Below are 25,677 nucleotides of genomic sequence, written 5' to 3'. Positions count from 1 at the left end.
TAGGGTAAAACCAAAAACAAGTAGGATAGCCCTTATGGCAAAAATTATTATTAACGGTGGCCACAAGATTTCAGGTGCGGTAACCATTGGCGGAGCTAAGAACTCAACGGTTGCATTGATTCCCGCCGCAATTCTGGCCGACACGCCGGTCAACTTTGACAACGTTCCACAAATTTTAGATGTTAAAAACTTACAGTATATTCTCGCTGCGATGAACGTTCGTTCTAATTTCGCGAATGGTGATCTTTCGATTGATCCAACCACAATCACGGAATCTGAATTGCCTTCAACGGCCATTAAATCATTGCGGGCCTCTTATTACTTCATGGGAGCGTTGCTGGGCCGCTTTGGTCGAGCAACGGTGACTTTTCCTGGTGGTGATAACCTCGGATCACGACCAATCGATCAGCACATTAAAGGCTTTGAAGCATTGGGTGCAACGGTGACTGAAGTTGGTGATGTGATTACCCTTGACGCAACTGCCCACGGCTTGACAGGGGCGCGGGTAACTCTTGATACGGTTTCTGTTGGGGCTACTATCAATATTATTTTGGCTGCCGTAAGGGCTAAGGGGCAGACGATTATTGAAAACGTGGCCAAGGAACCGGAAATTATCGATATTGCGACTTTCTTGAACAACATGGGGGCCAATATCCGTGGCGCTGGAACCGATACGATTCGCATCACAGGTGTTGACCGCTTGGAAGCGCGTAATACCCACACAGTGATTCCCGATCGGATTGAGGCGGGCACGTACATGGCCATGGCTGCGGCCTTTGGTGATGGTGTCACCATCAAAAACGTCATTCCAGAACACTTGGAGTCCTACACTTCAAAGTTGTTGGAAATGGGTGTTGATATGCAGATCGGTGAGGATTCAGTCTTTATTGGGCCAAGCCATGATTTGAAGCCTGTTGCCATTAAGACGATGCCATATCCTGGTTTTGCGACTGATTTGCAACAACCGATCACACCACTTTTGTTTTTAGCTGAAGGCGAAAGCACGATTACTGAGACCATCTATCCAATGCGTAATAAGCATATTGCCGAATTGCGACGGATGGGTGCAGAGTTATCGTCATTAAACCCAGGTGAAATCAAGGTCAACCATTCTGAACGTTTAGTTGGCGCAACGGTGGAAGCGGCTGAGATTCGTGCAGGCGCCGCCTTGGTCATTGCCGGGATTATGGCCGATGGTCAAACCGTGATTGAAAACGCCACTCATATTTTGCGAGGTTACGACCGCTTGGCTGATAAATTAGCTTCTTTGGGCGTTGATTTAACAATTGAAGGTGTTGATTTAATTAACTTGATGCCTTAACCTTGCATGGATAATATCGCTGTGATAAAATAGTTAAGTTAATAACTGACTCTGATTTAATAAAATCAGGGCGCTAAGGAGATACTCATGAAAAAAGAAATCCATCCAGATTACCGTCCAGTTGTCTTTATTGATGCCGCAACTGGTAAGAAGTTCTTGTCAGCATCTGTTGTTGCAACTGACACAACTACTGATTTTGAAGGTCAAGAATATCCATCAGTACGTATGGAAATCACTTCAGATTCACACCCATTCTACACTGGTAAGCAGAAGTTTACTCAAGCTGATGGTGCGGTTGACAAGTTTAACAAGAAGTTTGCTAACTTCGGCTTCAAGAACAACGACTAAGTTGTTGGATAAAAACGCTCACCTCGGTGGGCGTTTTTTCTTGGCTTGTGGAAAAAGCATTTGTTGGCGGTGAGTTAGCACCAAGCAGAGTGTTGGAGGCATGATGGCAAAGACAATCGTACCTGTTAAATTACATGAAAAGTTGACGGTCACTATCAAAGAAATTCGCCAAAATGGGATGGGGATGGCCTTTTTAGCTGGCTTTTCCGAGTATCCGATTTATTTAGCTGATGCCATGCTTGGTGAGGAAGTTCAAATTGAAATTATCCAGGTGGATAAGTATTCCGCCTATGGAAAAATTTTGGCATGGGCTAAAGCGAGTACTGGACGCAAAAATCAGGACCGGCAATATTTGGTTGAGGCCGGGACGGCGCCCTTGGTCAACTGGGCCTATGCCAATCAAAAGGCATTTAAACAACAGATCGTGCAAAAAAAATTTCACGATGCTGGTCTGCAAGTGACTGTTGCTGATCCGATTACGATGGACACAACGCCAACTTACTACCGCAACAAAACAGTTGTTCCCCTTAAGTGGCAGGATGGGCAGCTTTTATCCGGCTTTTATCAACGGGGTAGTCACCATTTGGTACCGATGGAAGACTACTATGTCAATGATGCCAGGGTAGACCAAGTGATTATCATCGTCCGTGAGATTCTTGCTAAACGAGGTATCTCTGCCTATGATCCGGACCAAGAAAAGGGGGCCATTCGTTATGTGATGGTTCGCCGAGGCTATTATAGCCAACAGTTAATGGTGGTTTTGGTGACCAATGAGGATGCCTTGTCTGATGAGGCGGGACTCGTCGATGATATTGTGGCTGCCTTGCCCGATTTGACATCCCTAATCTTAAACTTTGCACCCAAAAAAGATTATGTCCAATTAAGCGCCAACAACCGTGTTCTCTTTGGACAGGCGGTCATTGAAGATACATTGCTTGGGAAAAAGTTCTTAATTGGCCCAAATTCCTTTTATCAAGTTAACCCGGTAATGACAGAAAAGCTGTATCAAAAGGCAGCTGACTTGGCTGATTTGAAGCCGACGGATGTCGTCATTGATGCCTATGCGGGGATTGGAACAATTGGAATTTCAGTCGCCGACCGTGTCAAGGAAGTGATTGGTGTTGAGGTCGTACCAGGAGCAGTACTGGATGCTAAGAAGAATTTGGCATTAAATCAGATTGACAATGCCAGTTACATTGAGCGCGATGCCCCGGATCAGTTTGAAGATTGGCAAAAGCAAGGGTTTCAACCAGACGTTGTCTTTGTTGACCCACCACGACGGGGGTTGACGCCAAAGTTAATTGAAAAAACTGCTGAAATGGGTCCTGAGCGCGTGGTTTACGTTTCTTGTAACCCTGTGACTGCTGCCCGCGATGTCGCCTTGTTTCAAGACTTGGGTTACGAGATTAAGGGGCCGGTTGTTCCGGTGGACCAATTTCCTCAAACTGCCCATATTGAGACGATTACCGTTTTACAAAAGAACGAAAACTAAGTGCTATTTAAAACAGATGATGGTTGTTTATAAGGCATTAAGATTACGTACCATTGATATCAGAAGATGGTTGTTTATAAATAAAACTAAGCGTCACCCAAATTTTTACTAAACAAGGAAATTAATTGCTATGAACCTTTCATTACAGACAATCGCACAAGCAACTAAGGGTAGTCTACAGGGACCGGCCAATCAAATGGTGACGGGTGTTGCCTTTGATTCCCGCCAGGTCAAAGCCGGGGACCTGTTTGTTGCCCTAGTTGGTGATCAAGATGGCCATGATTATATTGGCCAGGCACTCAAAAATGGGGCAACCGGTGTTCTAGCACAGACACAACATGTTATTGATGGGACTGTACCAGCGGTAGTGGTTGACGATACCTTGGTGGGCCTGCAGGCATTAGCAAAGTTTTACCTGCAAACGGTTCAGCCAAAGGTCGTTGCCATTACTGGTTCGAATGGAAAAACGACCACCAAGGACATGGTTGCTGCGATTTTAGCTACGAAGTATCAAACCTTTAAGACGCCGGCTAATTTTAATAATGAAATTGGTCTGCCGGTGACCATTTTGACGATGCCAGAGACAACTGAGGTTTTGGTCTTGGAGATGGGCATGGACCGCCCGGGTCAGTTGACGGCTTTGTCAACATTGGCTCAACCTGATTTGGCCGTCATTACCATGATTGGTGAGGCTCATCTTCAATTCTTTAAGACACGAGCTAACATTGCCAAAGCCAAGTTGGAAATTATTGCTGGCCTAAAGCCGAATGGGGAATTGTTGATTCCAACAGATGAGCCACTCTTGCAGGACGCCAAAGGGTTGCCAGCCAAGACGGTTAGTTTTGGGCCGGAACCAAATGACTGTGTCGAGACGTTACAGGAGACAAAATTTAGTGATCAGGGTCAAGAATTTGCAATTCCGCTCCTGGGCCGTTATAATGTTAGGAATGCCTTGGCGGCAATTCGTGTTGGCCAAGCTTTCGGTTTGGACCTCCAAACGATTGCTTTAGCCTTGAAAAATTTTGCGTTAACGAAAAACCGCACCCAGTTACTGACAGCAGCTAATGGGGCAATGGTCATTTCGGATGTTTATAACGCCAATCCAACGGCCACCAAAGAAGTTTTGACAGCGTTGGCAAAGGATCATACTGAAAATTTAGTCTTAGTTCTTGGCGATATGCTTGAACTTGGTGAAGCGGCACCGGCTCTCCACGCTGACTTAAAGGAAGCCGTCTTGCAGGCACAACCAAAAGCCGTTTACCTGGTTGGCCCTTTGATGGTGGAAAACCTAGGAACAGCGTTGCAGGAAACGTTGTTATCTGAGCAGGTTCACTTATATCAAACGGACCAGTTGGCAGCACTCATGACTGATTTGACAAAAAACCTTAGTGCCAATGATTGTGTCTTCTTGAAGGCCAGTCATGGCATCCACTTGGAAAAGGTGGTGGACTATTTGGTTGCTGATCAAGGCAAGCAGGGTGGAAGCCATGCTTAAACGGGTTGATCTTTTTCCAGAAAAAGTAAAAACACTCTGGTATCGGGATCATTGGCTAGCTTTGTCAACGATTATCTTGATTATTCTTTTTATTGGGGGAGCAATTGGTTTAGCAAAGTTAACTAAGGCTAGTCCACAAGCGATTTTGTCTAAACAAAAAATATTTTCGGCCGATAATGTTAAAAATTTAAAAAAAGACATTGGTCCGCAAAATCAGACTGCTCAAGCAATTGACCAGAAATTAAAGAGTGCAGATTTTACTGGAACAGCCTTAGTCATTAAGGATGGCAAAATTATTTTAAACCAGGGTTATGGATTTGCTAATTATAGTCAGCAGATGCCCAACAGTGCCCAAACGGTTTATCATATTGCTTCTTCCGCTAAATTTTTGACAGCTGTTTTAGTCGGTCAGGCGGTTTCTGAAAAGAAGCTTTCCTATGATGACCACTTGAGTCAGTTTTACCCCAACATTGCCAATGCTGATCAGATTTCGATTCGCGACTTATTGACGATGACCTCTTCTTTGCAGCAAAAGTTGCAACCCACGACTTTTACTTCTGACCAAGATAATGCTCAGTTCTCGGCCGATAATACGCAGGAAACCGGAGTGGCGATTGGTTCTGGTGCTGGTTGGTCGTATCAGCCGGTTAATTACCGATTGTTGGCTGGTATTTTAATGAAAATTTCGGGTCAGTCCTTTGACAAAATGGTTAAAGACTACTATAACAAGCAGTACGAGCTCGGAATTGATGATTATACACGGTTTGCAGAGGATCATCAGGCTGCCTTAGGTTATCAAAAGGATCTCACCAGTCCAACCGGTGTTACTAAGGTTGAAAATGAGCGAGAGACTGGAACTGGGAACCTGGCAATGTCAGCTGGGATGCTTTACCGGGCTTATTGGCTCTTCTTCCATGGTGCTTTCTTCCAAAACCCAATGGCTCTTTTAGTCCAGCACTTGCCGGCTCACTATGTCTCAGGTCTTTACCGCTATGGTAATATTTATACCTCTCATGGGATTTTTAATGGTTTTGAGCCGTCCGTTGTTTTGGGCAAGAATAGCCAGGACGCTGTGCTTTTATTGGCAAATCAGTATTACCATGGTCACAGCTTTGAGGGTCTCTCACATGACCTATATGAGAAGTTAACAGGAACGAAGGTTCCTTCCTAAACACTAGTCAGCCCAGCTAGACTATAAACTGCTTGGCGTATTTTTGACGTGCTGGTGGCACGTTATGATGGAAACGGCTCAGAAATGAGTCAGGGCGCGCTGACCCAGTGCGCAAAAAGGAGATAATTTTGAAGTTTAATGAACTCGGCTTGTCACAAGCCATTTTGCAGTCAATCGAAGCCCACGGCTACGTTGAAGCAACCCCCATCCAAGAAAAAACAATTCCTTTGACCTTAGCTGGTAAGGATGTTATCGGTCAAGCTCAAACAGGAACTGGTAAGACAGCCGCTTTTGGTTTGCCAATCTTGGAAAACATCGACTTGAATGATCAAAACATCCAAGCCGTGATCATCTCACCGACACGAGAATTAGCAATCCAGACTGCTGAAGAATTGAAGAAGCTTGGTTCTGACAAGTCAGTCAACGTTCAAGTGGTCTTCGGTGGTGCCGATATCCGCCCACAAATTAAGGGCTTGAAGTCCCATCCACAAATTTTAGTTGGAACTCCGGGTCGTTTGTTGGACCATATTAACCGTAAGACTGCCAAGCTTTTCGGTGTGAAGACATTGGTTTTGGATGAAGCCGATGAAATGTTGAACATGGGCTTTTTGGATGACATTGAGGCCATCATCGCTCAAGTTCCTGACCACCGTCAGACATTGTTGTTCTCGGCAACAATGCCTGAAGCTATCAAGCGAATCGGGATGAAGTTTATGACTAATCCTGAATATATCCAAATCAAGGCTAAGCAATTGACAACTGATTTGGTTGATCAATACTTCATTCGTGTTCGTCACGAAGAAAAGTTTGATGCCCTGACTCGGACAATCGATATTCAAGAACCATTCTTGGGGATTGTCTTTGGTCGGACAAAGCGTCGAGTAGAAGAATTGGCCCGTGGATTGGAAGCCCGGGGATACCGTGCCGCTGGTTTACACGGTGATTTGACACAACAAATGCGTTCACGTGTCTTGGACCAATTTAAGGCCCATGAAATTAACCTCTTGGTTGCAACCGATGTTGCTGCTCGTGGGTTGGATGTTAAGGACGTGAGTCACGTTTATAACTTTGATATTCCACAAGATCCAGAATCATATGTTCACCGTATTGGCCGTACTGGTCGTGCCGGTGCCGAAGGTGTTTCAGTAACATTGGTTGCACCAAATGAAATGGATTACTTGCGTGCTGTTGAAGAATTAACGAAGAAGCGTATGACGCCATTGCAACCAGCAACATTGAAGGAAGCCCGGATTGGTCGAATTAACGGGGCCATTGATACCGCAGCCGCAACAATTAAAGGCTTGAACCCCGCTGAATTGCAAGAACAAGTTAACCAAATGACGTCGCAATTCACAGCTGAACAATTGGCTGCTGGTTTGTTGGCTGCTGTGGCTGGGTTGGATAAGCAAAACGCGCCAGTTGTTTTGTCACGTGAACGTCCTTTGCCTCGTCGCAAGGGTGGTTCATCATCACGTCGTGGTGGCTACCGTGGTGGGAACCGCCGTTCAAATGGTAATGGTGGTGGCTATCGCGGCAATGGCGGTGGTCGTCGTAATGGTAATGGTGGCGGTTACCGTGGTGGGAACCGTTCACATTCTGAAAACCGCGATAACCGTGGTGGACATCAAGGTGGTGGCAATCGCCGCCGTCGTGACTTTACTGTTCGCGAAAAAGACTAAAATAGATACAATACAAATCGGTCGGTTTTATGGCTTACAAAGTGTAAAACCTTCTGTCATCGTGATGAACCCCGAAATTTTGACAAACAAATTTCGGGGTTTTCTATGACCAAATAATCAGAAAGAAGGAAAAATTACTAGTGATCATCTTTGGTGCAATCAGGATAGTGGTGCCAAACTGATTCTTCAAGGCTATCCAATGAGATATCCTAATTTTGGGGTTCAAATCATAATCAAGCAGTTTTTTTGCCTTTATCTCGTTATAATGGATATTAGAACTATAGTTGGGAGAACCGTTAGTGCAGAGAATTGAAGAGGCCTTGGCCTATATTCATGGCCGGCCAAAAGCTGGTAAAAAAGATAGCTTCACCCGCTTAGAGGCCCTGATGACGGCTTTGGATCATCCCGAAGATCATCTGCCGGAAACCATTCATATTACTGGCACGAATGGCAAGGGTTCAGTTGCAACCATGGTGACTGTTGTTGCTCAGGCAGCTGGTCTGCGTGTTGGAACTTTTACGTCGCCATTTATGACTGACTTTCGGGAACGGTTTCAAATCAATGGCGAACTAATCACACCGGCTGATTTGATTTTTTATACTGGTCAAGTTCAGAAAGCAACTGACCAAGTAGAGCAGGCATCTGCGGGTCAGCTGACACCAACTGAATTTGAAGTTGTGACGGCTATTATGTTCCTCTACTTTGCCGATCAAGACCTGGATTTGGCTGTAGTTGAAGTTGGGATTGGGGGCCGTTTTGATTCGACCAATATTTTAAAGACAACCAAGGTTGCCGTCATAACGACTGTGGCTTTGGATCACCAGGCAATGCTTGGTGACACAATCGCAGCCATCGCTGGTCAAAAAGCCGGAATTATCAAGCCGGGAGCAAAAACGGTGATTGGCCCAGGGGTCACAGCTGAAGCGAAAGAAGTGATTGAAGCTCAAGCCCAAGAGATGGGCAGTCCAGTATTGGTGGCGCAGGTTGGGCCTTTCCAGTCAGCTTTGCCGGGGAGCTTTCAAGCCGACAATACAGCGACCGCAGTGTTAGCACTGAAAACTTGGCGACCTGATTTGCAAGATGAAGTGATTCAAGCAGGCTTGAATCGGACTTTTTTGGCCGGACGCTTTGAACAAATTCAGCCAAAGATTTATTTAGATGGAGCCCATAACCAGGCTGGTATTCAGGCCTTGCATCAGTCAATTAAGGAAAATCTGGTAGGTCCTGTGACAGTTATTATTGGATCTTTGGCCGATAAAAATGTTGATTTAGCTTTCTTGGAACTTGAACAAGACCCGCAGATTACGTTGGCTTTGGTGACATTTGATGGCGTTGCCGGCCGACCTGGCCTACAAAAAGACCAGATGAACTTAGCAAATCAGGACCTGATTTGGTATGATTCATTGGACCAGGCCTTCAGTGAAAATCTGCAGCAAACTGTTGTGATTACAGGTTCTTTGTATTTTATTAGTGATGTTAGGAGAAAATTATGCCAGAAAAAGTCTTAAGCCCACGACTAATCTTGAGTATTTTGGCGATTGCCTTACTTGGGTTTACGGATATTATGTTGGAAACAGCTTTGAACGTTTCCTTCCCAGCCTTGATGAAACAATTACATGTTGATTCAGCAACGGTCCAGTGGTTGACCTCCGGGGTGATTTTATTGACATCCATGATTGTCATTATGTCGCCTTGGCTCAAGGCCCGCTTTAGTAACCGATCTCAGTTTATGGTGGCCGGGGTTGTGTCATTGATTGGAATTTTCATTGATGCAACCTCTAACCAGTTTGGCCTCATTCTTTTTGGCCGCCTGTTGCAGGGAGTTGGTGCCGGTGTTGGTCTACCACTAATGAACAATGTGGTCTTTGAGCAGGTTCCTGATAACCGGCGGGGGACGATGATTGGTTTAGCCTCTTTAATTGTTTCCTTTTCGCCGGCTTTGGGCCCAGCCTTTGGTGGCTTCTTAACGGCCTATTACGGTTGGCACATGATTTTCTGGGTGGTTTTGCCAATCCAACTCTTTGCCCTAATCGTTGGTTGGTTTACCATTCAGCAAATTGATCCGCTGAAGAAAGCCCGCTTTGATTTGATTGGTTGGCTATTGTTATCCTGCTTCTTTGTTGGCGGTTTAATCACGGTTGACCGCTTGTCTGGTCATGGTCTTTTCAATATTTTGAGCTTGACGGCATTAGCAGTGATGTTAATTGGTATCTTCGGATATTATTTCTATGCTCAAAAAGAAGCGGAGCCACTACTTTCACCAAAGATGTTTGCACTGCCAATGTTTCGCCAGGCAGTCTTAGCGGCCGTCTTAATTCAGGTTGTCAACTTAACCTTTAACTACGCAATTCCAATGGGGCTACAGTTAGTTTTGAAGCAAAGTTCAAGCGTTGCGGGTCTGTCTCTTTTCCCTGGTGCTATTGGTTTTGCCATTATGTCGATTATCTCTGGAAACTTGTATGATCGCTTTGGTCCTAAACTGCCGAATGCGATTGGTCTAGGATTCATTGTCCTTGGTATGGTATGGATTGTCTTGGTACCATTTACCGTTTGGTCGATGACGATTGCCTTTGTGATTACCCAGTTAGGTGGTGGTTTCTGGTTTGGAAACAATATGACCAATGCCATTTCACATCTCGACCGAGCATTTCATAGTGCTGGTAACTCGATTTTTTCAGCGGTTAACAATTACTCAGCCGCTGTTGGAATCGCCTTGGCTGCTTCGATTATTTCAATTTTCCAAAAGGGTGCAACGAATATGTCTGCAGCAACATTGAATGGTATTCAGTGGACTTATCGTTTTGATGTCATCCTAATTGCTTTGGCTGTTTATCTGTCGATGAAGGTCATGAAAGGTGCCGGTGATGGCCCAATGGTCATTAAGGATTAGAGCCGTTTTGCTTTTTTGATAATTTTAACCTGGTTTTTTCGTCTGATTGCTTGAAGGAGAATTGCAATATGATGAAAAATCAGGTTTTTAATTTTTACGAGGCTATTGGTGAGAACGGCCAAAAGAATAGTGAGATTTTTCAGCTGTATTTTCCTGAAAAATATTTTTTTTGGGAACTCGATTATGAGACAAAGACTGATTTTATCGCTGAAAATCCTGGACCGAACCGGGCGTTGTTAATCGCGATGCACTTAGGTGTGGCTTTTTTGTCGGAACGAAGACCAATCTTACTTTCTGCCCGACATTCCAACATGGTTGGCGCTTTTGCAAAGGAAAAATTAGGCCTCTTAAAGCAAGAACAACTTTTTTTGGCTCTTTTGAATACACAATTAGACGTAATTGGTTGGGAAGTCGTCTTTGTCGGTACCCTGACTGAGGTGGCTGCTTCACCGCGCGAAATTTTTCAACGAGCCCTATTAGCCAATGCCTATGCCATTATCATTGCTCATAACCATCCGTCGGGGAACTTACGACCTTCAGTTCAAGACAAGCAATTTACTAAGCGACTATATCAGCTAGGGCAGGACTTAAGCTTGCCACTCCTTGATGCTTTTATTGTGACTAATGACGGCTATTGGTCGATGCAAGAAAACGCTCAATTGTTGGGAGGCGAAATTGATGAAACTACCGATTTTGTTTAGAAATTTCTGATTTTCCCTTTCATTACGAACCCATAAAAATGGTAAAATACTCTTAGTATAAGCACCAGAGAGGATCGAAAGATGACTGCAAAAATTGTGATGATTGGTGGGGGTTCGGGTTTGCCCGTGATTATTCGCCCACTAATCCAGCATGATGTTGATTTGACGGCAATTGTAACGGTTGCTGATGATGGTGGGTCTTCTGGCTTATTGCGTGATTATGTCAACATTATTCCACCTGGGGATATCCGCAATATCTTAGTCGCCATGTCATCCGGTGATCAGGAATTACTAGACCTTTTTCAGTATCGCTTTAAAACAAATGATGCTTTTTTGGCAAAACATGCAGTTGGCAACCTCTTGATTGCCGCTTTAACAGAAATGACTGGCGATATTTCGGTCGCTATTGCCCGTTTGGCTCATTACTTGAAAATTAAGGGTCATGTCTACCCTGTTGCGAAGCAGCCATTAATTTTACATGCTCAGACAAAAAATGGTCAGTTTTTGGAGGGCGAGGCTGCCATAACTGCTGCTCACCAGGCTTTAAATCATGTCTGGGTAGAGCCAAGCCAAGCAGAAAAAGAAATAGTAGCTTGTCCTGAGGCAATTGAAGCTATTCTAGCAGCTGATTTAATTGTCTTTGGGCCAGGATCACTCTTTACGTCAATTTTGCCTAACATTGTTGTTCCCGGGATTAAAGAGGCGTTGCAAGCGACCAGTGCTAAGCAGGTCTATATTGCTAATATTATGACCCAAAAAGGGGAAACGGATTCTTACACCGACGCTGAACATTTGGCTGTTCTCAACCGTCATTTAGGGCAAAATCTGGTTGATTTTGTTTTAACCAATAATCAAGAGGTGCCGGCAGATTTTGTTGACTACCAAAAGTGGGGTGAAATTTCAAAGCAAGTTGTCCAAGACCCGGACAAAATTCGACAAGAGGGTGCCCAAAGTATCTCCAAGGATTTTTTGGCTTTGCGTGATGCTGGTGCCTTTCATGATGGGGACAAAGTGGCCGACGTATTGGTTTCACTAACAAAGGAGTAAGATGTCTTACGCAGCAGAAGTGAAAAAAGAATTAACCGGTCGAATGGTTTCAGATGACGCTGCCAAGTCAGAATTAGCTGCCTTGTTGCAGATGAATGGTGTTTCGACTTTGGGGATGAACCAAGAAATCCGAGTTCAAACAGAAAATCCGGCCATTGCGCGCCGGATTTACACCTTGATTAAGCAAATTTACCCAACGGCGGTGGTGGAAGTTCAGGTTAATCAACGGGCTGCCCTATCGGATCGAAAAAAACTTTTGGTTGTTTTGCAAAGTCAGGTGGACCAAATTCTAAAAGAGCTTGGTGTGGATCCATTGGGGATTAACCAGGAGGTACCGGCCTGGCTATTGGACAGTTCAAAAAAGCAACAAGCTTTTTTGCGCGGGGCTTTTTTGGCTTCTGGGTCGGTTAACTCACCCGAGAAGGCGAATTACCATTTGGAAATCTACACTGGCCATGAAGAATTAGCTGAGCAGCTAGTGGCCTTGATGACAAATTTTACTCTTCAAGTCAAGGTAACCCCGCGGCATTCCGGTTACATTGTTTATATGAAGCGGGCTGAAAAAATTGTTGACTTTTTAAAACTAATTGGCGCGGTTCACACGATGCTGCATTTTGCTGATATTCGCATTGCCCGTGACACTCGCAATTCGGTTAATCGAATGAATAATGCCGACGTTGCCAATATGCAACGGACCGCTGATGCTGCTAATAGTCAAGTTCAAGCTATCTTGATAATCCAAAAGGAGATTGGCGACTTGGATGAGTTGCCTGCCAAATTAGCTGATTTTGCCAGAGCCAGACTAGATCATCCTGATGGTTCATTGGCTGAAATTGGTGCTCTTCTGGAAATCTCAAAATCAGGAGCCAACCATCGCATGCGCAAGTTAGCGAAATTAGCTGATTTAATCCAATCTGGTGGGGATTTTGATTTAGATAATGTTTAATTTGAAATCGTTCGTTTTGATTTTAGTTTCTTGATAAAGTACGTTACAATAATATTTTAAGAACAGCAAAAAGGAGTATTGCTATGTGGCCAGGAGTAATAGAACAAACCGCAAATGGGCGTGAGTCATATGACTTGCCTTCCCGTTTATTGAAGGATCGCATTATTTTGGTTCAAGGTGAGGTTGAGGATAGTATGGCAACGTCAATTGTTGCCCAGCTACTTTTCTTGGAAGCTCAAGATCCTGAAAAGGAAATTGCAATGTATATCAACTCTCCAGGTGGGTCTGTGACCGCTGGTTTGTCGATTACAGATACGATGAACTTCATTAAGGCTCCGGTGACCACGATTGTCATGGGCTTGGCTGCTTCAATGGGAACAATCATTGCTGCATCCGGTGAAAAGGGACACCGTTTTATGTTGCCAAATGCTGAATACCTGATTCATCAACCAATGGGTGGGGCTGCCGGTGGTACCCAGCAAACCGACATGGCCATTATTGCTGACCAACTGACTAAGACTCGGAACAAGTTGAACAAAATCTTGGCTGATGGTTCTGGTAAAAGTCTGGCTGAAATTGCTCATGATACGGAACGCGATTTTTGGATGTCTGCTGAAGAGACTTTAGAATATGGTTTGATTGATGGAATCATGGAAAAGGCCGGTGAAAAGCCAATTACTTTGAAAAAATAAGTAATTTAACCAGATTTTTTGACTAATTTTAGTGTATAATATTGTTAGAAAGTTAATTTGGAGGACGAAAATGAAAGTTTTTGCTTATGGCATTCGTGATGATGAAAAGCCAGCTTTGGAAGATTGGGAAAAGAAAAACCCAGATGTAACGGTTGGTTACACTCAGGAATTATTGACGCCTGAAACTGCTCAATTGGCTAAGGGATCTGATTCAGCTGTTGTTTACCAACAGTTGGATTATACAAAGGAAACTTTGACGGCTTTGGCTGAAGTCGGAGTAAAGAACTTGTCTTTGCGTAACGTCGGCACTGACAACGTTGATTTCGATGCTGCCAAGGAATTGGGCTTCAACGTATCAAACGTGCCAGTTTATTCACCAAATGCTATCGCAGAGCACTCAATGATTCAGTTGTCTCGTTTGCTTCGTCGTACAAAGCCAATGGATGCAAAGGTTGCTAAGCATGATTTGCGCTGGGCACCAACTATTGGTCGTGAAATGCGGATGCAAACTGTTGGTGTTATCGGTACTGGTAACATTGGTCGTAAGGCAATTAATATCCTGAAGGGCTTCGGTGCTAAGGTAATTGCTTACGATAAGTTCCCTAATAAGGAATTACAAGAAGAAGGATTGTACGTTGATTCATTGGATGACTTGTATGCACAAGCCGATGCCATTTCATTGTATGTTCCTGGTGTTCCTGAAAACCATCACTTGATCAACAAGGATAGCATCGCTAAGATGAAGGACGGCGTTGTCTTGGTTAACGTTTCTCGTGGAAACTTGATGGATATTGATGCCGTTATCGACGGTTTGAACTCAGGTAAGGTTTCTGACTTTGCCATGGATGTTTATGAAAACGAAGTTGGCTTGTTCAACGAAGACTGGTCAGGTAAGGAATTCCCTGATCCAAAGATTGCGGACTTGATTGCTCGTGACAATGTCTTGGTTACGCCACACATCGCCTTTTATACTACTAAGGCTGTCGATGAAATGGTTCACCAATCATTTGATGCTGCTGTTGCTTTTGCTAAGGGTGAAACACCAGCGATCGCTGTTAAGTTTTAATCGATTTATAAGAAGCTAGGACTAGTTGTTCCTAGCTTTTTTTCTTTGCTGGTTGCTTTAGTTAATTAAAAAATTAATAGAAGCGATTAGTTATTCAGCTTAAGTTTCTATTGGTAAGCGGTGTTAAGAAAAAAATTACGATTTTATAATTGGACAATTTAATTGACCTTTTAATCAAAAGAGCGTATTATACTTTTAGCGATAAATAACTCGATTAATGGAGGTCGAAATGAAAGTTTTTGCTTATGGAGTTCGTGATGACGAAGTACCGGCTTTGAAAAGCTGGCAAGAAGAAAATCCCACTGTTGAGGTTGATTACACGAATGAAGTCTTGACCGCTGATACAGTTGCTTTAGCTAAGGGAGCCACTTCTGTTGTCACTTTACAGCTCGACCCTTATCGGGCAGATGTCTTAGAAGGATTGGCTGATTTGGGTATCAAGAACCTGTCCTTACGCAATGTTGGAACGGAAACAATTGATTTTGTAGCGGCCAAGCATTTAGGCTTTAACCTTTCAAACGTTCCCATTTATTCACCAAATGCCATTGCAGAACACGCGATGATTCAATTGTCTCGTTTGCTGCGCCGGACGAAGCCAATGGATGCAAAGGTTGCTAAGCATGATTTGCGTTGGGCACCAACTATTGGTCGTGAAATGCGGATGCAAACTGTTGGTGTTATCGGTACTGGTAACATTGGTCGTAAGGCAATTAATATCTTGAAGGGCTTCGGCTCTAAGGTAATTGCTTACGATAAGTTCCCTAATAAGGAATTACAAGAAGAAGGATTGTACGTTGATACTTTGGATGAACTTTTTGCTCAAGCCGATGCCATTTCATTACACGTACCAGGTGTTCCTGAAAACGTTCACTTAGTTGATGAGGAAAGCCTTGCGAAGATGAAGGATGGCGTTGTGATCGTCAATACATCACGGGGAAACTTAATCGATACAGATGCTGCGATTGCTGCTTTGGACTCTGGTAAGATTTCTGCTTTGGCCTTGGATGTCTACGAGGGGGAGGTAGGTATCTTTGAGCATGATTGGTCGTATGAAAAGCTACCTGATGCAAAGTTGGCTTACTTGATCGCTCGTGACAATGTTTTAATCACGCCACACGTTGCCTTTTATACAACAAAGGCAATACACGCGATGATTTACCAATCAATGAATGCTGCATTAGCCTTTGCTAATGATGAAAAACCAGACAACGCGTTAGAATATTAATGATTTTAGCTAAAACCAGGAATGGTTTTAGCTTTTTTGATATAAAAAACAATAAATTACGAACTATAATAATCTAGTTATGAATTTCACGTTAAGTTTTAGTGATTTATAAGTGAAATAATAATGATTATAAACAAGTGAAAGTCTATTAAATTAGGACAACCAGCACAAAAATATCTGTAATGGACTTCACAATTTAAAAAAGACCTGTTATACTATTTTATGCAATATAAAAACTTCACAATTATGAGACGTGAAGCGGAGGAAAAATATGACAACAGCAGAACAATTTTCCGGCAAAACGCCATTGGGCGTGAAGGATTTTTTCTTTAAGGTTCTTTCCGGATCCGCCCAAGGAATTTTAATTGGTGTGTTACCATCAGCCGTGATGAAGTACATCATTCAATTTTCCGGTTTGGGTAAAACAACTCTTGGGGCTGATTACTCAGCCATTTTGACACTTTTTACATCAATGATTCCATTCCTAATCGGAATGGCTGTGGCGATGAACTTCAAGATGAAGGCGCTTGACACGGGTGTTGTGGCACTGGCGACAGTTGCTGCTTCCAACTCAATCCAATGGGCAATGGTTAAAGCTGGCACGGTACATCCCGTTTCTGGTAAGACATTAGCTGTTCCAACCCGGCTCTTTGTTGCTAACGGCGCCGGTGATGTGATCAATGCGATGTTGGTAGCTGGTTTAGCCGTTTTGGCTATTTGGCTAGTTGACCGATATTTAGCCGGCTTTGGCTCAGTAGCGATTATCTTGTCACCAATTATCGTTGCTGGTGGCGTTGGCTTGTTTGGAAAGGTGATTGCGCCTTATGTCGCTCGCATTACGACTTGGATTGGGGATATGGTGGAAGTCTTCACTAAGTTAGCCCCATTACCAATGGCAATCTTGATTGGAATGGCTTTCGCTGTCATTATTATCACACCAATTTCAACGGTTGGAATTGCCTTGGCCATTAATTTGCATGGGATGGCTTCTGGTGCGGCAGCCATGGGTGTCGTTGCGACAACGATTGTCTTACTTTTGAATTCATGGAAGGTGAATAAGAAGGGAACAACTGTTGCTATCTTCTTGGGAGCGATGAAGGGCATGATGCCGTCAATCTTTAAGAAGCCTGTGATGATTTTGTCCTTCATGTTTGCTGGTGCATTATCAAGTATCGCAGTGGCAATCTTTAATATCCAAGGAACGCCAACAACGGCTGGTTTCGGTTATATTGGTTTGGTTTCACCATTGCAGTCAATGATTAAGGATGCTGCTGTACCAAGTTCAGTCATGAATAACTTTATTTCACCAATTGTTGCTCTATTGGCCTGGGTAGTTATTCCTGTCGTGGTTGGTTTGTTAACTCAATTTATTTTCGTCAAGGTTTTGCACCTCTTCGAACCAGCAGACTTGAAGCAAGAACTTTAAAATTAGCATGAAATTGGACCGCAAGGTCCTTTTTTTCTTGCCTTTTAGATGGTGCTTCGTTAGAATATTATGGTATCTTTTTTCAATTTTGATAAATATAAAGCAATGAAATTTGATAAAAATTCGATAATGTTCGTATTTTTTGTTATATAAAATTGATTATGAGGAAATATAGTTATAATGTCCGAAGATATGCTAGAATAGTAATGTTTGATTTTCGTCTAAATTGGAGGGCCACTAATGGCAGAAGAAGAAAAGTTGAACAGAGGATTTGGCCTCTGGTCATCGTTAGCATTAGTTATCGGAACCATTATTGGTTCTGGAATTTTCTTTAAGCAGGGATCCGTCCTGCAAACAGCAGGAGACACAAATACTGCCCTTTGGGCTTGGTTGGCGGGAGGAATTCTAACCTTGACTGCCGGCATGACGGTAGCCGAAGTCGGTTCACAAATGGCAGAAACTGGTGGCATTTACTCTTATTTGACCCACCTATATGGCAAAACAGTCGGCTATTTGGCTGGTTGGATGCAGGTGATTTTCTATGGCCCAGCGATGATGGGGGCAATTTCTGCTTACTTTGGCGTTTTATTTGTTTCTCTCTTTGGTTTAAAAAGTATGTGGTCATTCCCTGTCGGAATGGTGGTTCTCGCTTTGGTTGGTTTGTTAAACTCGATTCCAAATCATTTTTCCGCTGGCTTCCAGGTCTTAACAACTGTGATTAAGATGTTGCCGATTGTCGCCTTGATTATTTTTGGCCTTTTCTTTGGCAAGCATGATGCATTGGGCCAAATGGTAACAACTATGTCGCATTCAAGTGCCGGTGGTTTTGGGGTTGCCGTTTTGGCTACTCTTTTTGCCTATGATGGCTGGGTGACGTTAGCAAATATTTCTGGTGAAATCAGAAACCCGCAAAAGGTTTTGCCAAGGGCAATCATTACTGGCATCTTGATTGTAATTGTTGCTTATATGGGCATTTCTTATGGGGCTTATCGGTCATTAACTGCTAATGAAATTGTTTCTCTTGGTGAAAATACCACATTGAAGATGGCTACGAATGCCTTTGGTTACTGGGGTGGCCGTGTCCTTTCAGTCGCTGTTTTAGTTTCATTGATTGGTACTTTAAACGGGAAAGTGGTCTCGTTTCCACGGATTTTGTATGTAATGGCAAAAAAAGGAGACTTTCCTTTCGCTAAAACTTTTGCTAAAATCAACCACAAGTCCAAGACGCCGAATGCCGCAATTTGGTTAATGGTTGCCATCGCCTACCTGATGATGGCCTTGACAGACCCTGATCAATTATCGGATTACGCGATCTTTGTGACTTTCTTGTTCTATATTTTGGTCTTTATTGGTGCCTTTAAGTTGCGTCGACAAGATCCAAATGGGCTAAAAAGAACTTTCTCAATGCCGTTGTACCCAGTTATCCCCATTGTGGCTATCTTGGGTTCACTTTATGTTGAGATTTCTGAAATTATTAACGATTTGCATGGAATCGGAATTTCGGTTATCTTAGTTCTAGCTGGTTTGCCACTTTACTGGTGGCTAAATCGAAAGAAATGACACTTAGATAAACGCAAATTTCTCGACATCGAGTATTTCTTATACAAAACGTACTGTGTTTGTATATTTTCCTAACGAACGTTACGGAAGCGTTGTCTGTTTTAATATTCTCGTAATATTGATTGGGGAAAATAATAACCATGATGTTTAATAAAGTTTTACTTACAAGTATGGCCGTAGCCGGTTTAGCACTGACTGCCGCCAACACACAATTTAATAAAGGAAAATCAACCTCTGACCAAGCGGTCAAGGTGACTGACTCAGTGAACACCAAGAAGGTTTCTACTGCCGTTTCATCTGTTGATAATCTCAAGAGCTTGGAAAATACAGCAGCTAGCCAGACTGTTGCTTCATCTGATGATGACACTGCCAGTGCATCTGATGATACATCCAACAGTCAAAGCCAAGTGACTTCGTTGTCTACAACGACAACTCAGGCAGCGCAAGCTACGCCTGTGGCCACTTCAACTGCTGCCCAAACTTCATCAACAAGCACGGCAGCTGCAACAACAACAGCAAGCACGTCGACCTCTGGGGACATTAACTGGTTGATTTCTCGTGAATCAGGCGGAAACGTGAATGCACAAAACGGACAATTCTATGGTATTGGACAATTGTCTCCTGCGGCTTATGCAACTTATGTGCCTGGCCAAAATTACCAAGGTAATTATGCCGTCCAATTACAGGCTATGCAGGCTTATATTGCTGCCCGTTATGGTTCTGTTGCCAATGCTATTAGCCATTTCCAAAGCAATGGTTGGTACTAAACTTTAAAAATCAGAAGACAGAGGGGCCCCGTTAAGGGGTCCTTTTTTGCTCGAAGAAAGGTCTAATCGTGTATAATAGGAACTGAGGAAATAAAAAAAGGAAGACAAATATGCCCCTTAATTTTTTAAAGCCCACCTACACGGTTAAGTCCGTTTATAACTTATCGGTGGCGGAGTTAAAGAGCCAAGGCGTAAAAGCCGTATTAACAGACTTAGATAATACGTTGCTGGCTTGGAATAACCCCAATGGGACACCAGAATTGCATGCTTGGTTAAAAGAAATCAAAGCAGCTGGGATTGAGGTTGTTGTCGTTTCCAATAATACCTGGGAGCGAGTCGAGCAAGCCGTTTCTGGTTTGGATGTTGACTATGTTGCCTGGTCTTTGAAGCCGATGCCGCGTGGTATTTTAAAGGTGCTCAAAAAGCAGGGATTGCAAAAAGAAGCTGTGTTGATGGTTGGTGATCAGATGCTAACCGACGTTTGGGCAGCTCACTTAGCTGGTGTTAAATCTGTTTTGGTCAAGCAATTGGTCGAATCAGACATGTGGCAAACTTGGCTCAACAGGTCACTTGAAAAGCTAGCTAAAAAGCTGATTTATAATCGAAAGCACCCACTAATCTGGCATGCAACTTTCAAGGAAGCTGTTTCTGCTAGGGAAAATGATAAAAATTAATGACAGAAAAAGAATTTGAGCAAGAACAAGTGCAAACGATTGCGACGGATGAAGAGGTCCAGGAAGCCTTAACTGAGGGATTATACTGCATTGGTTGTGGTGCTAAAATGCAAATTGATCATAAGGAAGAAGCTGGTTTTTTGCCACTTTCTGCCTTAAAGAAGCAGCTGATGGCTGAGGAACTGTTATGCCAACGTTGCTTCCGCTTGCGCCATTATAATGAAATTCAGCCTGTTGAATTAACGGATGATGACTTTGCAAATTTGTTGCACCAGGTTTCTAAGACGAAGTCTTTGATTGTCTATGTCTTGGATTTGTTTGACTTTTCAGGGTCAACAATTCCTGGATTGCCACGCTTTGTTGGCCAAGATAATCCGATTTTGGTTCTTGCTAATAAGGTTGATCTCTTGCCCCAGTCCTTAAAGGAACATAAGTTAAAAAATTGGGTCCAAGGACAGCTAAAAGAACAAGGGATTAGCCCAGTTGGCATTGAACTTGTTTCCGCTGCCCATCCCAAGAATTTGGATCAAATTTTAGATAAAATTGATACATTGCGGGATGGTCGCGACGTGTACGTCGTTGGCACAACCAATGTTGGTAAATCAACGTTGATTAACCAGATTATCAAGTCGAAAACAGGTGTTCAGGAGCTAATCACGACTTCGCGGTTCCCAGGAACAACTCTGGATCAGATTGCCATTCCGCTAGATGATGGGCAATCCTTGATTGACACTCCCGGGATTATTAAAAAAGACCAGTATGCCCACTGGGTGACTGATAAAGATTTAAAGTATGTTTTGCCAAAGGCTGAGATTAAAGCCCGGACTTACCAATTAAATCCGGATCAAACACTTTTCTTCGGGGCCTTAGCGCGCTTTGATTTGGTGACTGGACCTGCAGATGGAGCAAAATCAGCCGTTACGGCCTATTTTGAAAATAATTTGATGATTCACCGCACGAAGCGTCAAGGTGCGGATGATTTCTATGTCAAGCATAAGGGACAACTATTGACACCAGCACCGGCCGATAACAATGTTGCCTTTGCTAAATATGAATTTAAAATTAACGAAAAGATGGACTTGGTCTATGCTGGTTTGGGTTTTATTACCCTGCCAGCCGGAATTCACGTCCAGGCCTATGCTCCTAAAGGAGTTGGGGTTTTCTTACGAAAGGCAATGATTTAATGCAAAATTTAACTGGAAAACAAAAACGCTACCTGCGATCACAGGCAAATGGGTTAACACCTATCTTTTCTGTTGGCAAAGCCGGAGCTAATCAGGAATGGTTGACAGAGGTCAAAAAAGCATTGGCTAAGCGTGAATTGATTAAGGTCAACTTGCAACAGGGGAGTGACTGGTCAGCCAAGGACTTGGCAAGTTTTATCGAAGAAGAATCAACGGTGACTGTTGCCCAGGTAATTGGGAAAACCTTGGTCTTGTACGAACCAGCAACCGATGCAAAGTATGTGAAGTATTCAGTTGAAGTGGAAAAGATTCGTTAGGCAGAGGACTTTTCCACTAAATTTTGTGAAGAGGGGGACCAGATGACAGCTTTTGAAGAAGAGTGGCATGTCGTTGAAAAAAAAGTTTCGGCTCAGCTTTCAGCAGGCCGATTTCAACATTGCTTACGCGTTGCAGATTATGCCCGTCGGTTGGCTCAAGAAAATGGTGTGGATGAAAACCAAGCGGCCTTGGCCGGCTTGGTGCACGACTATGCCAAAGAACGGCCTGTTGAGGACTTTTTGACCGCAATTAACCATTTTCACTTGGATCCTGATTTAAAAAATTGGAATCGGGCTATTTGGCACGGTGTTGTTGGAGCAGAAATGATCCAAGATGAACTGGGGATTGATGATCCAGCTATTTTAGCTGCAGTTCGGTTGCACACAACTGGAGCCGGCGTTGAGATGCCGACTTTAGCTAAAATTGTTTTCATGGCCGATTACTTGGAAACTGGTCGCGATTTTCCTGGCGTCAAAGAGGCTCGAGAAATCACGGATAAGTCCTTGGACCGGGGGGTATTTTATCAGTTACAGCACACCCTCTCATTTTTGGCCGAAAAAGGTAACGTAATCTATCCCAAGACCTTCACCAGTTATAATGACTGGGCTCGTCATTTTGCAGAATAAGAAGGAGTTTACATGACAACCATCAATTCAAAGGATTTGTTGCAAACAGCCGTTACCGCCATTGATAACAAGCATGGTGATCGAATCATCGCCTTAGATATGCAAAAGGTTTCCTTGCTGGCTGACTACTTTGTGATTACATCGGCAGGTTCTAGCAGGCAGGTGCAAGCAATTGTCCGTGAAGTCAAGGAAGAAGTCCAAAAAGCCGGGGGTGAGGTACTCAATATTGAGGGCTACGACCGTGCTGAATGGGTTTCATTAGACCTCGGTGATATTATCGTCCATGTTTTTGATGAAGAGTCTCGTGATTTCTACCATTTGGACCGCCTTTGGTTCGATGCTGAAAATGTCGACTTAACGAGTTACCTCGCAGAAGAAGTATATTAATCAATCAGTAAGATATCTGGCTGGGGGTTGGTCTTTGATGGGCTAGCCACCAGCCAATGCTGTTTAAGTGAGAAAAAGATGACTGACGAAAATAATACACCATACCAAACCTTTGCTAACCTTTATGACAATCTCTTCGATGGCGACTTGTACGTGGATTGGCAGCATTTTGTAGAAGACCGTTTGCCCGCTAGTAAAATGCTGGATTTGGGTGGTGGCGCCGGTCGTTTGGCTGTCTTACTTGCCAAAAAGGGCTTTACAGTCGATCTCTTAGATATGGCACCAGCCATGCTCTCTTTGGCACAAAAGCATGCCGAAGAGGCGAAGGTTGATTTACGTTTATTGGAGGCTGATATTCGTGATTTTTCAGACTGGGAAGAAAGGTATCCAGTCATTGTTTCTTTTGCGGATACTTTGAATTACCTTCCTGGCAAAGCTGATTTTCAAGCGGGTCTTAACCAGGTTTATGAACATTTGGAACCGGGTGGGACCTTCTTATTTGATGTGATTACGCCTTACCAAGTCAACGTTTTGTATGACAATTACTGCTATAACAATGATGATGATCCTGACCAAATTTTTATGTGGACTAGTTTTCCCGGTGAAGAAAAGAATTCTGTTGATCACGATTTAAAGTTCTTTTTGTACAATGAGGGCATCGACGCCTTTAACCTAGTACGGGAAGTCCATCATGAGCAGACTTACGAGCTGGCGTACTATCAAAAGGCCTTGCATAAGGCTGGCTTTGACCAGGTAGAAATTAGTGCTGATTTTGGTCGTAAAACGGCTGATGATCAGGATGATCGTTGGTTCTTTGTGGCACATAAAGGAGGAACATCATGAAAGCAGTCGGCATTATTGCAGAGTATAACCCCTTCCATAACGGCCATGCCTATCACATCAAAAAAGCAAAAGAGTTAACGAATGCTGATTTAGCAGTGGTGATAATGTCTGGTAACTTTGTTCAGCGCGGTGAACCAGCAATTTTGGATAAATGGGAACGAACGAAGCTAGCTTTGGCCGCCGGTGCAGATTTGGTGGTTGAATTACCAGTTTTTTATGCAGTCCAGCCTGGCCATTTGTTTGCGGCCGGCGCCGTTCAAATTTTGCAAGCACTGGGGGTCAAAGACCTTGTTTTCGGTTCGGAACACCCGGAAGTTGATTTTCTTGATTTGGCCAAGCAGGCCGCGGCAATCGAAAGTGAAGGCCAATTTACTGATCGGACTCAGACTTATGCTTCGGCTTATGCTCAGCAGCTAGAAGAACAGACCGGGTTCAAAATGGAAGATCCAAACGATATTTTGGCATTTTCCTATGCCAAAGCTGTAGTTGCGAGTGGCCAAGTGATGCACTTGCACCCAATTAGTCGTTTGCAAGCGGGTTACCATGATCAAAGCTTTGAGGAGGGGCAGACGATTGCTTCTGCCTCTTCGATTCGCCTTGCTCTTCATAAAGGGAAGTTTGAAAAAATCAGGCCAGTCGTTTCTGAGCAAGCCTTCGAGGCTCTGTCAACAGCGCCAACTGCTTTAGCGTTTGAAAAGCCTTTCTTTGAGTTGCTTCGCTACCGCCTGCTGACTGATACAGTTGGACAGTTGGGTCAGGTTTATCAAATGGCAGAGGGCTTGGAACACCGATTGGCTGGGGTTGCCGCGGCTGTTGAAGGACCACAGTCTTACCAGTCTTTTATTAAATCAGTCAAGACCAAGCGCTACACCTTTGCTCGAATTCAACGAGCGTTGTTGTACACACTTTTGAATATTAAAGTTGATCAAATGCAGGCTGCCATGGCGGATTCTTATATTCGCCTGCTTGGCTTTAATGACTTGGGTCAGGCCTATTTGAGTGAAATCAAGCGGGAAGCAACCCTACCCATTATTTCACGCGTTGACATGTCGTTGGCGAAAGCTAATTTACGACTCGATTATAAAGCGGGCCAAATCTGGCAGGTGTTAGCTGGTCAAACCCATGCCAAGCAGGGGCAAGACGTTGGTCGTAAGCCAATTTATCAAGGTCAGGAGTAAAAATATGAAGTACGCCAAGCAACAATTAGCAAAGTTTCAACAAAGCCCATTAGTAATTGATGAAAAATTAGACCTACAATATTTGATTGATGAACGTTTTTCTGATTTAATTATTAAGGCACCAGTCGTGCAGGTTAAGGGGACAATTAAGACATTGACAAACGAAGACATTGTTTTGTCTGCCAGTGTTCATGCTGATTTAATCCTGCCATCATCACGGTCACTTGCACCGGTTGATTGGTCAACTGATGTTGATGTTCATGAGACTTATGTGGCGGATGAAGAACGCTTACAACGTTTTGATGAGGATGAGGCGGTTTTTGTCTTAGAAGAAAACAATCTGGACTTGGATTTGGTTATCTTAGATAATTTGGTAGCTGCTTTGCCGAGTCAAATTTTGACCGCAGAAGAGGCCGCAGGGTCAGCCCTGCCAACTGGTCAAGACTGGCAAGTCATCTCAGAAGAGGATTTTGCCAAACAAGAACAAGAAAAAAACGAAGAAGCAACAGAAGAAAAACAGGTTCTTGATCCCCGCCTGTCGAAACTGGATGATTTCTTTAAAAAATGAGAAAATTTTGACGTTTATGGTAGAATAAGATTAAAACTTATTCATTTTTGTTCGATGGCGCTTGAGCTATTGA

Annotated in this window: 25 protein-coding genes; all 25 read left to right on the top strand. The window is 43.5% G+C overall.

The genetic code is table 11. From position 1 onward, the window contains the following. Positions 1–34: 34 nt before the first annotated feature. The 25 genes from M3M36_RS02480 to M3M36_RS02360 all read left to right on the top strand — a co-directional run bounded on the left by M3M36_RS02480 (position 35) and on the right by M3M36_RS02360 (position 25,604). On the top strand, positions 35–1,321 hold the full coding sequence (locus tag M3M36_RS02480) for a UDP-N-acetylglucosamine 1-carboxyvinyltransferase (protein WP_252774274.1): 1,287 nt from the start codon (positions 35–37) through the stop codon (positions 1,319–1,321). 87 nt (positions 1,322–1,408) lie between these two features. Continuing rightward, a complete protein-coding gene (locus M3M36_RS02475) occupies positions 1,409–1,669 on the top strand; it encodes a type B 50S ribosomal protein L31 (protein ID WP_047974287.1) in 261 nt (86 codons plus the stop codon). Positions 1,670–1,772: 103 nt separating this feature from the next. Next, entirely contained in the window at positions 1,773–3,161 is a 1,389-nt protein-coding gene (gene rlmD, locus M3M36_RS02470; RefSeq protein ID WP_252774412.1) for a 23S rRNA (uracil(1939)-C(5))-methyltransferase RlmD, read from the top strand. 130 nt (positions 3,162–3,291) lie between these two features. Continuing rightward, positions 3,292–4,656 carry a UDP-N-acetylmuramoyl-tripeptide--D-alanyl-D-alanine ligase gene (locus tag M3M36_RS02465; protein ID WP_252774273.1) on the top strand — a complete coding sequence of 455 codons (1,365 nt, stop codon included), beginning with the start codon at positions 3,292–3,294 and terminating at the stop codon, positions 4,654–4,656. Beyond that, positions 4,649–5,827 (top strand): serine hydrolase domain-containing protein, encoded by a 1,179-nt coding sequence (locus tag M3M36_RS02460; protein WP_252774272.1) that lies wholly within the window; start codon positions 4,649–4,651, stop codon positions 5,825–5,827. The genes M3M36_RS02465 and M3M36_RS02460 overlap by 8 nt, the downstream gene beginning before the upstream one ends. Positions 5,828–5,955: 128 nt before the next feature. Further along, positions 5,956–7,506 (top strand): degradosome RNA helicase CshA, encoded by a 1,551-nt coding sequence (cshA, locus tag M3M36_RS02455; RefSeq protein ID WP_274705193.1) that lies wholly within the window; start codon positions 5,956–5,958, stop codon positions 7,504–7,506. Positions 7,507–7,805: 299 nt separating this feature from the next. Beyond that, entirely contained in the window at positions 7,806–9,014 is a 1,209-nt protein-coding gene (locus M3M36_RS02450; RefSeq protein WP_252774271.1) for a bifunctional folylpolyglutamate synthase/dihydrofolate synthase, read from the top strand. Then, positions 8,996–10,396, top strand: a complete 1,401-nt coding sequence (locus tag M3M36_RS02445; protein ID WP_252774270.1) for an MFS transporter — start codon at positions 8,996–8,998, stop codon at positions 10,394–10,396. The genes M3M36_RS02450 and M3M36_RS02445 overlap by 19 nt, the downstream gene beginning before the upstream one ends. Positions 10,397–10,464: 68 nt before the next feature. Beyond that, positions 10,465–11,097 (top strand): JAB domain-containing protein, encoded by a 633-nt coding sequence (locus tag M3M36_RS02440; RefSeq protein ID WP_252774269.1) that lies wholly within the window; start codon positions 10,465–10,467, stop codon positions 11,095–11,097. 81 nt (positions 11,098–11,178) lie between these two features. Continuing rightward, on the top strand, positions 11,179–12,144 hold the full coding sequence (locus tag M3M36_RS02435; RefSeq protein ID WP_252774268.1) for a gluconeogenesis factor YvcK family protein: 966 nt from the start codon (positions 11,179–11,181) through the stop codon (positions 12,142–12,144). A 1-nt stretch (position 12,145) separates the two neighbouring features. Continuing rightward, positions 12,146–13,090, top strand: a complete 945-nt coding sequence (whiA, locus tag M3M36_RS02430) for a DNA-binding protein WhiA (RefSeq protein ID WP_252774267.1) — start codon at positions 12,146–12,148, stop codon at positions 13,088–13,090. 83 nt (positions 13,091–13,173) lie between these two features. Further along, positions 13,174–13,782, top strand: coding sequence for an ATP-dependent Clp protease proteolytic subunit (locus M3M36_RS02425; protein WP_252774266.1), 609 nt, complete (start codon positions 13,174–13,176; stop codon positions 13,780–13,782). 70 nt (positions 13,783–13,852) lie between these two features. Beyond that, positions 13,853–14,848, top strand: coding sequence for a D-2-hydroxyacid dehydrogenase (locus M3M36_RS02420; RefSeq protein ID WP_252774265.1), 996 nt, complete (start codon positions 13,853–13,855; stop codon positions 14,846–14,848). A 229-nt stretch (positions 14,849–15,077) separates the two neighbouring features. Next, the gene (locus M3M36_RS02415) at positions 15,078–16,073 is read left to right on the top strand and encodes a D-2-hydroxyacid dehydrogenase (protein WP_252774264.1); all 996 of its coding nucleotides are present in this window, start codon (positions 15,078–15,080) and stop codon (positions 16,071–16,073) included. 271 nt (positions 16,074–16,344) lie between these two features. Then, positions 16,345–17,499, top strand: coding sequence for a PTS sugar transporter subunit IIC (locus tag M3M36_RS02410; protein WP_252774263.1), 1,155 nt, complete (start codon positions 16,345–16,347; stop codon positions 17,497–17,499). A gap of 240 nt (positions 17,500–17,739) precedes the next feature. After that, the gene (locus tag M3M36_RS02405) at positions 17,740–19,059 is read left to right on the top strand and encodes an APC family permease (RefSeq protein ID WP_252774262.1); all 1,320 of its coding nucleotides are present in this window, start codon (positions 17,740–17,742) and stop codon (positions 19,057–19,059) included. Between the two features lie 140 nt (positions 19,060–19,199). Then, positions 19,200–19,826: an aggregation-promoting factor C-terminal-like domain-containing protein gene (locus M3M36_RS02400; protein WP_252774261.1), complete on the top strand. Its 627-nt coding sequence runs from the start codon at positions 19,200–19,202 to the stop codon at positions 19,824–19,826. A 110-nt stretch (positions 19,827–19,936) separates the two neighbouring features. Then, on the top strand, positions 19,937–20,500 hold the full coding sequence (locus tag M3M36_RS02395; protein ID WP_252774260.1) for a YqeG family HAD IIIA-type phosphatase: 564 nt from the start codon (positions 19,937–19,939) through the stop codon (positions 20,498–20,500). A 29-nt stretch (positions 20,501–20,529) separates the two neighbouring features. Next, positions 20,530–21,684, top strand: coding sequence for a ribosome biogenesis GTPase YqeH (gene yqeH / locus M3M36_RS02390; RefSeq protein ID WP_252774410.1), 1,155 nt, complete (start codon positions 20,530–20,532; stop codon positions 21,682–21,684). Beyond that, entirely contained in the window at positions 21,684–22,001 is a 318-nt protein-coding gene (yhbY, locus tag M3M36_RS02385) for a ribosome assembly RNA-binding protein YhbY (RefSeq protein ID WP_252774259.1), read from the top strand. The genes yqeH and yhbY overlap by 1 nt, the downstream gene beginning before the upstream one ends. 42 nt (positions 22,002–22,043) lie before the next feature. Further along, positions 22,044–22,628 (top strand): bis(5'-nucleosyl)-tetraphosphatase (symmetrical) YqeK, encoded by a 585-nt coding sequence (gene yqeK, locus M3M36_RS02380; RefSeq protein WP_252774258.1) that lies wholly within the window; start codon positions 22,044–22,046, stop codon positions 22,626–22,628. 12 nt (positions 22,629–22,640) lie between these two features. Further along, positions 22,641–23,015, top strand: a complete 375-nt coding sequence (gene rsfS, locus M3M36_RS02375) for a ribosome silencing factor (protein ID WP_252774257.1) — start codon at positions 22,641–22,643, stop codon at positions 23,013–23,015. Between the two features lie 78 nt (positions 23,016–23,093). Continuing rightward, the gene (locus M3M36_RS02370; protein WP_252774256.1) at positions 23,094–23,858 is read left to right on the top strand and encodes a class I SAM-dependent DNA methyltransferase; all 765 of its coding nucleotides are present in this window, start codon (positions 23,094–23,096) and stop codon (positions 23,856–23,858) included. Beyond that, entirely contained in the window at positions 23,855–25,036 is a 1,182-nt protein-coding gene (locus M3M36_RS02365) for a nucleotidyltransferase (RefSeq protein WP_252774255.1), read from the top strand. Before M3M36_RS02370 ends, M3M36_RS02365 begins: the two co-directional genes overlap by 4 nt. A gap of 4 nt (positions 25,037–25,040) precedes the next feature. After that, complete coding sequence (locus M3M36_RS02360; protein ID WP_252774254.1) at positions 25,041–25,604, top strand: YceD family protein; 564 nt, start codon at positions 25,041–25,043, stop codon at positions 25,602–25,604. Positions 25,605–25,677 lie beyond the last annotated feature (73 nt).

It is taken from the genome of Fructobacillus americanaquae (genome assembly GCF_024029775.1).
Taxonomy (GTDB): domain Bacteria; phylum Bacillota; class Bacilli; order Lactobacillales; family Lactobacillaceae; genus Fructobacillus; species Fructobacillus americanaquae.
Note: the sequence above shows the minus strand (reverse complement) of the source record. Positions and strands in the feature narration are given on the sequence as shown.

Bases quoted from the DNA above. Each gene is read 5' to 3' on its own strand.
- M3M36_RS02480 (WP_252774274.1), top strand. From the start codon at position 35: ATGGCAAAAATTATTATTAACGGTGGCCACAAGATTTCAGGTGCGGTA.
- M3M36_RS02475 (WP_047974287.1), top strand. From the start codon at position 1,409: ATGAAAAAAGAAATCCATCCAGATTACCGTCCAGTTGTCTTTATTGAT.
- rlmD (WP_252774412.1), top strand. From the start codon at position 1,773: ATGGCAAAGACAATCGTACCTGTTAAATTACATGAAAAGTTGACGGTC.
- M3M36_RS02465 (WP_252774273.1), top strand. From the start codon at position 3,292: ATGAACCTTTCATTACAGACAATCGCACAAGCAACTAAGGGTAGTCTA.
- M3M36_RS02460 (WP_252774272.1), top strand. From the start codon at position 4,649: ATGCTTAAACGGGTTGATCTTTTTCCAGAAAAAGTAAAAACACTCTGG.
- M3M36_RS02445 (WP_252774270.1), top strand. From the start codon at position 8,996: ATGCCAGAAAAAGTCTTAAGCCCACGACTAATCTTGAGTATTTTGGCG.
- M3M36_RS02440 (WP_252774269.1), top strand. From the start codon at position 10,465: ATGATGAAAAATCAGGTTTTTAATTTTTACGAGGCTATTGGTGAGAAC.
- M3M36_RS02435 (WP_252774268.1), top strand. From the start codon at position 11,179: ATGACTGCAAAAATTGTGATGATTGGTGGGGGTTCGGGTTTGCCCGTG.
- whiA (WP_252774267.1), top strand. From the start codon at position 12,146: ATGTCTTACGCAGCAGAAGTGAAAAAAGAATTAACCGGTCGAATGGTT.
- M3M36_RS02425 (WP_252774266.1), top strand. From the start codon at position 13,174: ATGTGGCCAGGAGTAATAGAACAAACCGCAAATGGGCGTGAGTCATAT.
- M3M36_RS02420 (WP_252774265.1), top strand. From the start codon at position 13,853: ATGAAAGTTTTTGCTTATGGCATTCGTGATGATGAAAAGCCAGCTTTG.
- M3M36_RS02415 (WP_252774264.1), top strand. From the start codon at position 15,078: ATGAAAGTTTTTGCTTATGGAGTTCGTGATGACGAAGTACCGGCTTTG.
- M3M36_RS02410 (WP_252774263.1), top strand. From the start codon at position 16,345: ATGACAACAGCAGAACAATTTTCCGGCAAAACGCCATTGGGCGTGAAG.
- M3M36_RS02405 (WP_252774262.1), top strand. From the start codon at position 17,740: ATGGCAGAAGAAGAAAAGTTGAACAGAGGATTTGGCCTCTGGTCATCG.
- M3M36_RS02400 (WP_252774261.1), top strand. From the start codon at position 19,200: ATGATGTTTAATAAAGTTTTACTTACAAGTATGGCCGTAGCCGGTTTA.
- M3M36_RS02395 (WP_252774260.1), top strand. From the start codon at position 19,937: ATGCCCCTTAATTTTTTAAAGCCCACCTACACGGTTAAGTCCGTTTAT.
- yhbY (WP_252774259.1), top strand. From the start codon at position 21,684: ATGCAAAATTTAACTGGAAAACAAAAACGCTACCTGCGATCACAGGCA.
- yqeK (WP_252774258.1), top strand. From the start codon at position 22,044: ATGACAGCTTTTGAAGAAGAGTGGCATGTCGTTGAAAAAAAAGTTTCG.
- rsfS (WP_252774257.1), top strand. From the start codon at position 22,641: ATGACAACCATCAATTCAAAGGATTTGTTGCAAACAGCCGTTACCGCC.
- M3M36_RS02370 (WP_252774256.1), top strand. From the start codon at position 23,094: ATGACTGACGAAAATAATACACCATACCAAACCTTTGCTAACCTTTAT.
- M3M36_RS02365 (WP_252774255.1), top strand. From the start codon at position 23,855: ATGAAAGCAGTCGGCATTATTGCAGAGTATAACCCCTTCCATAACGGC.
- M3M36_RS02360 (WP_252774254.1), top strand. From the start codon at position 25,041: ATGAAGTACGCCAAGCAACAATTAGCAAAGTTTCAACAAAGCCCATTA.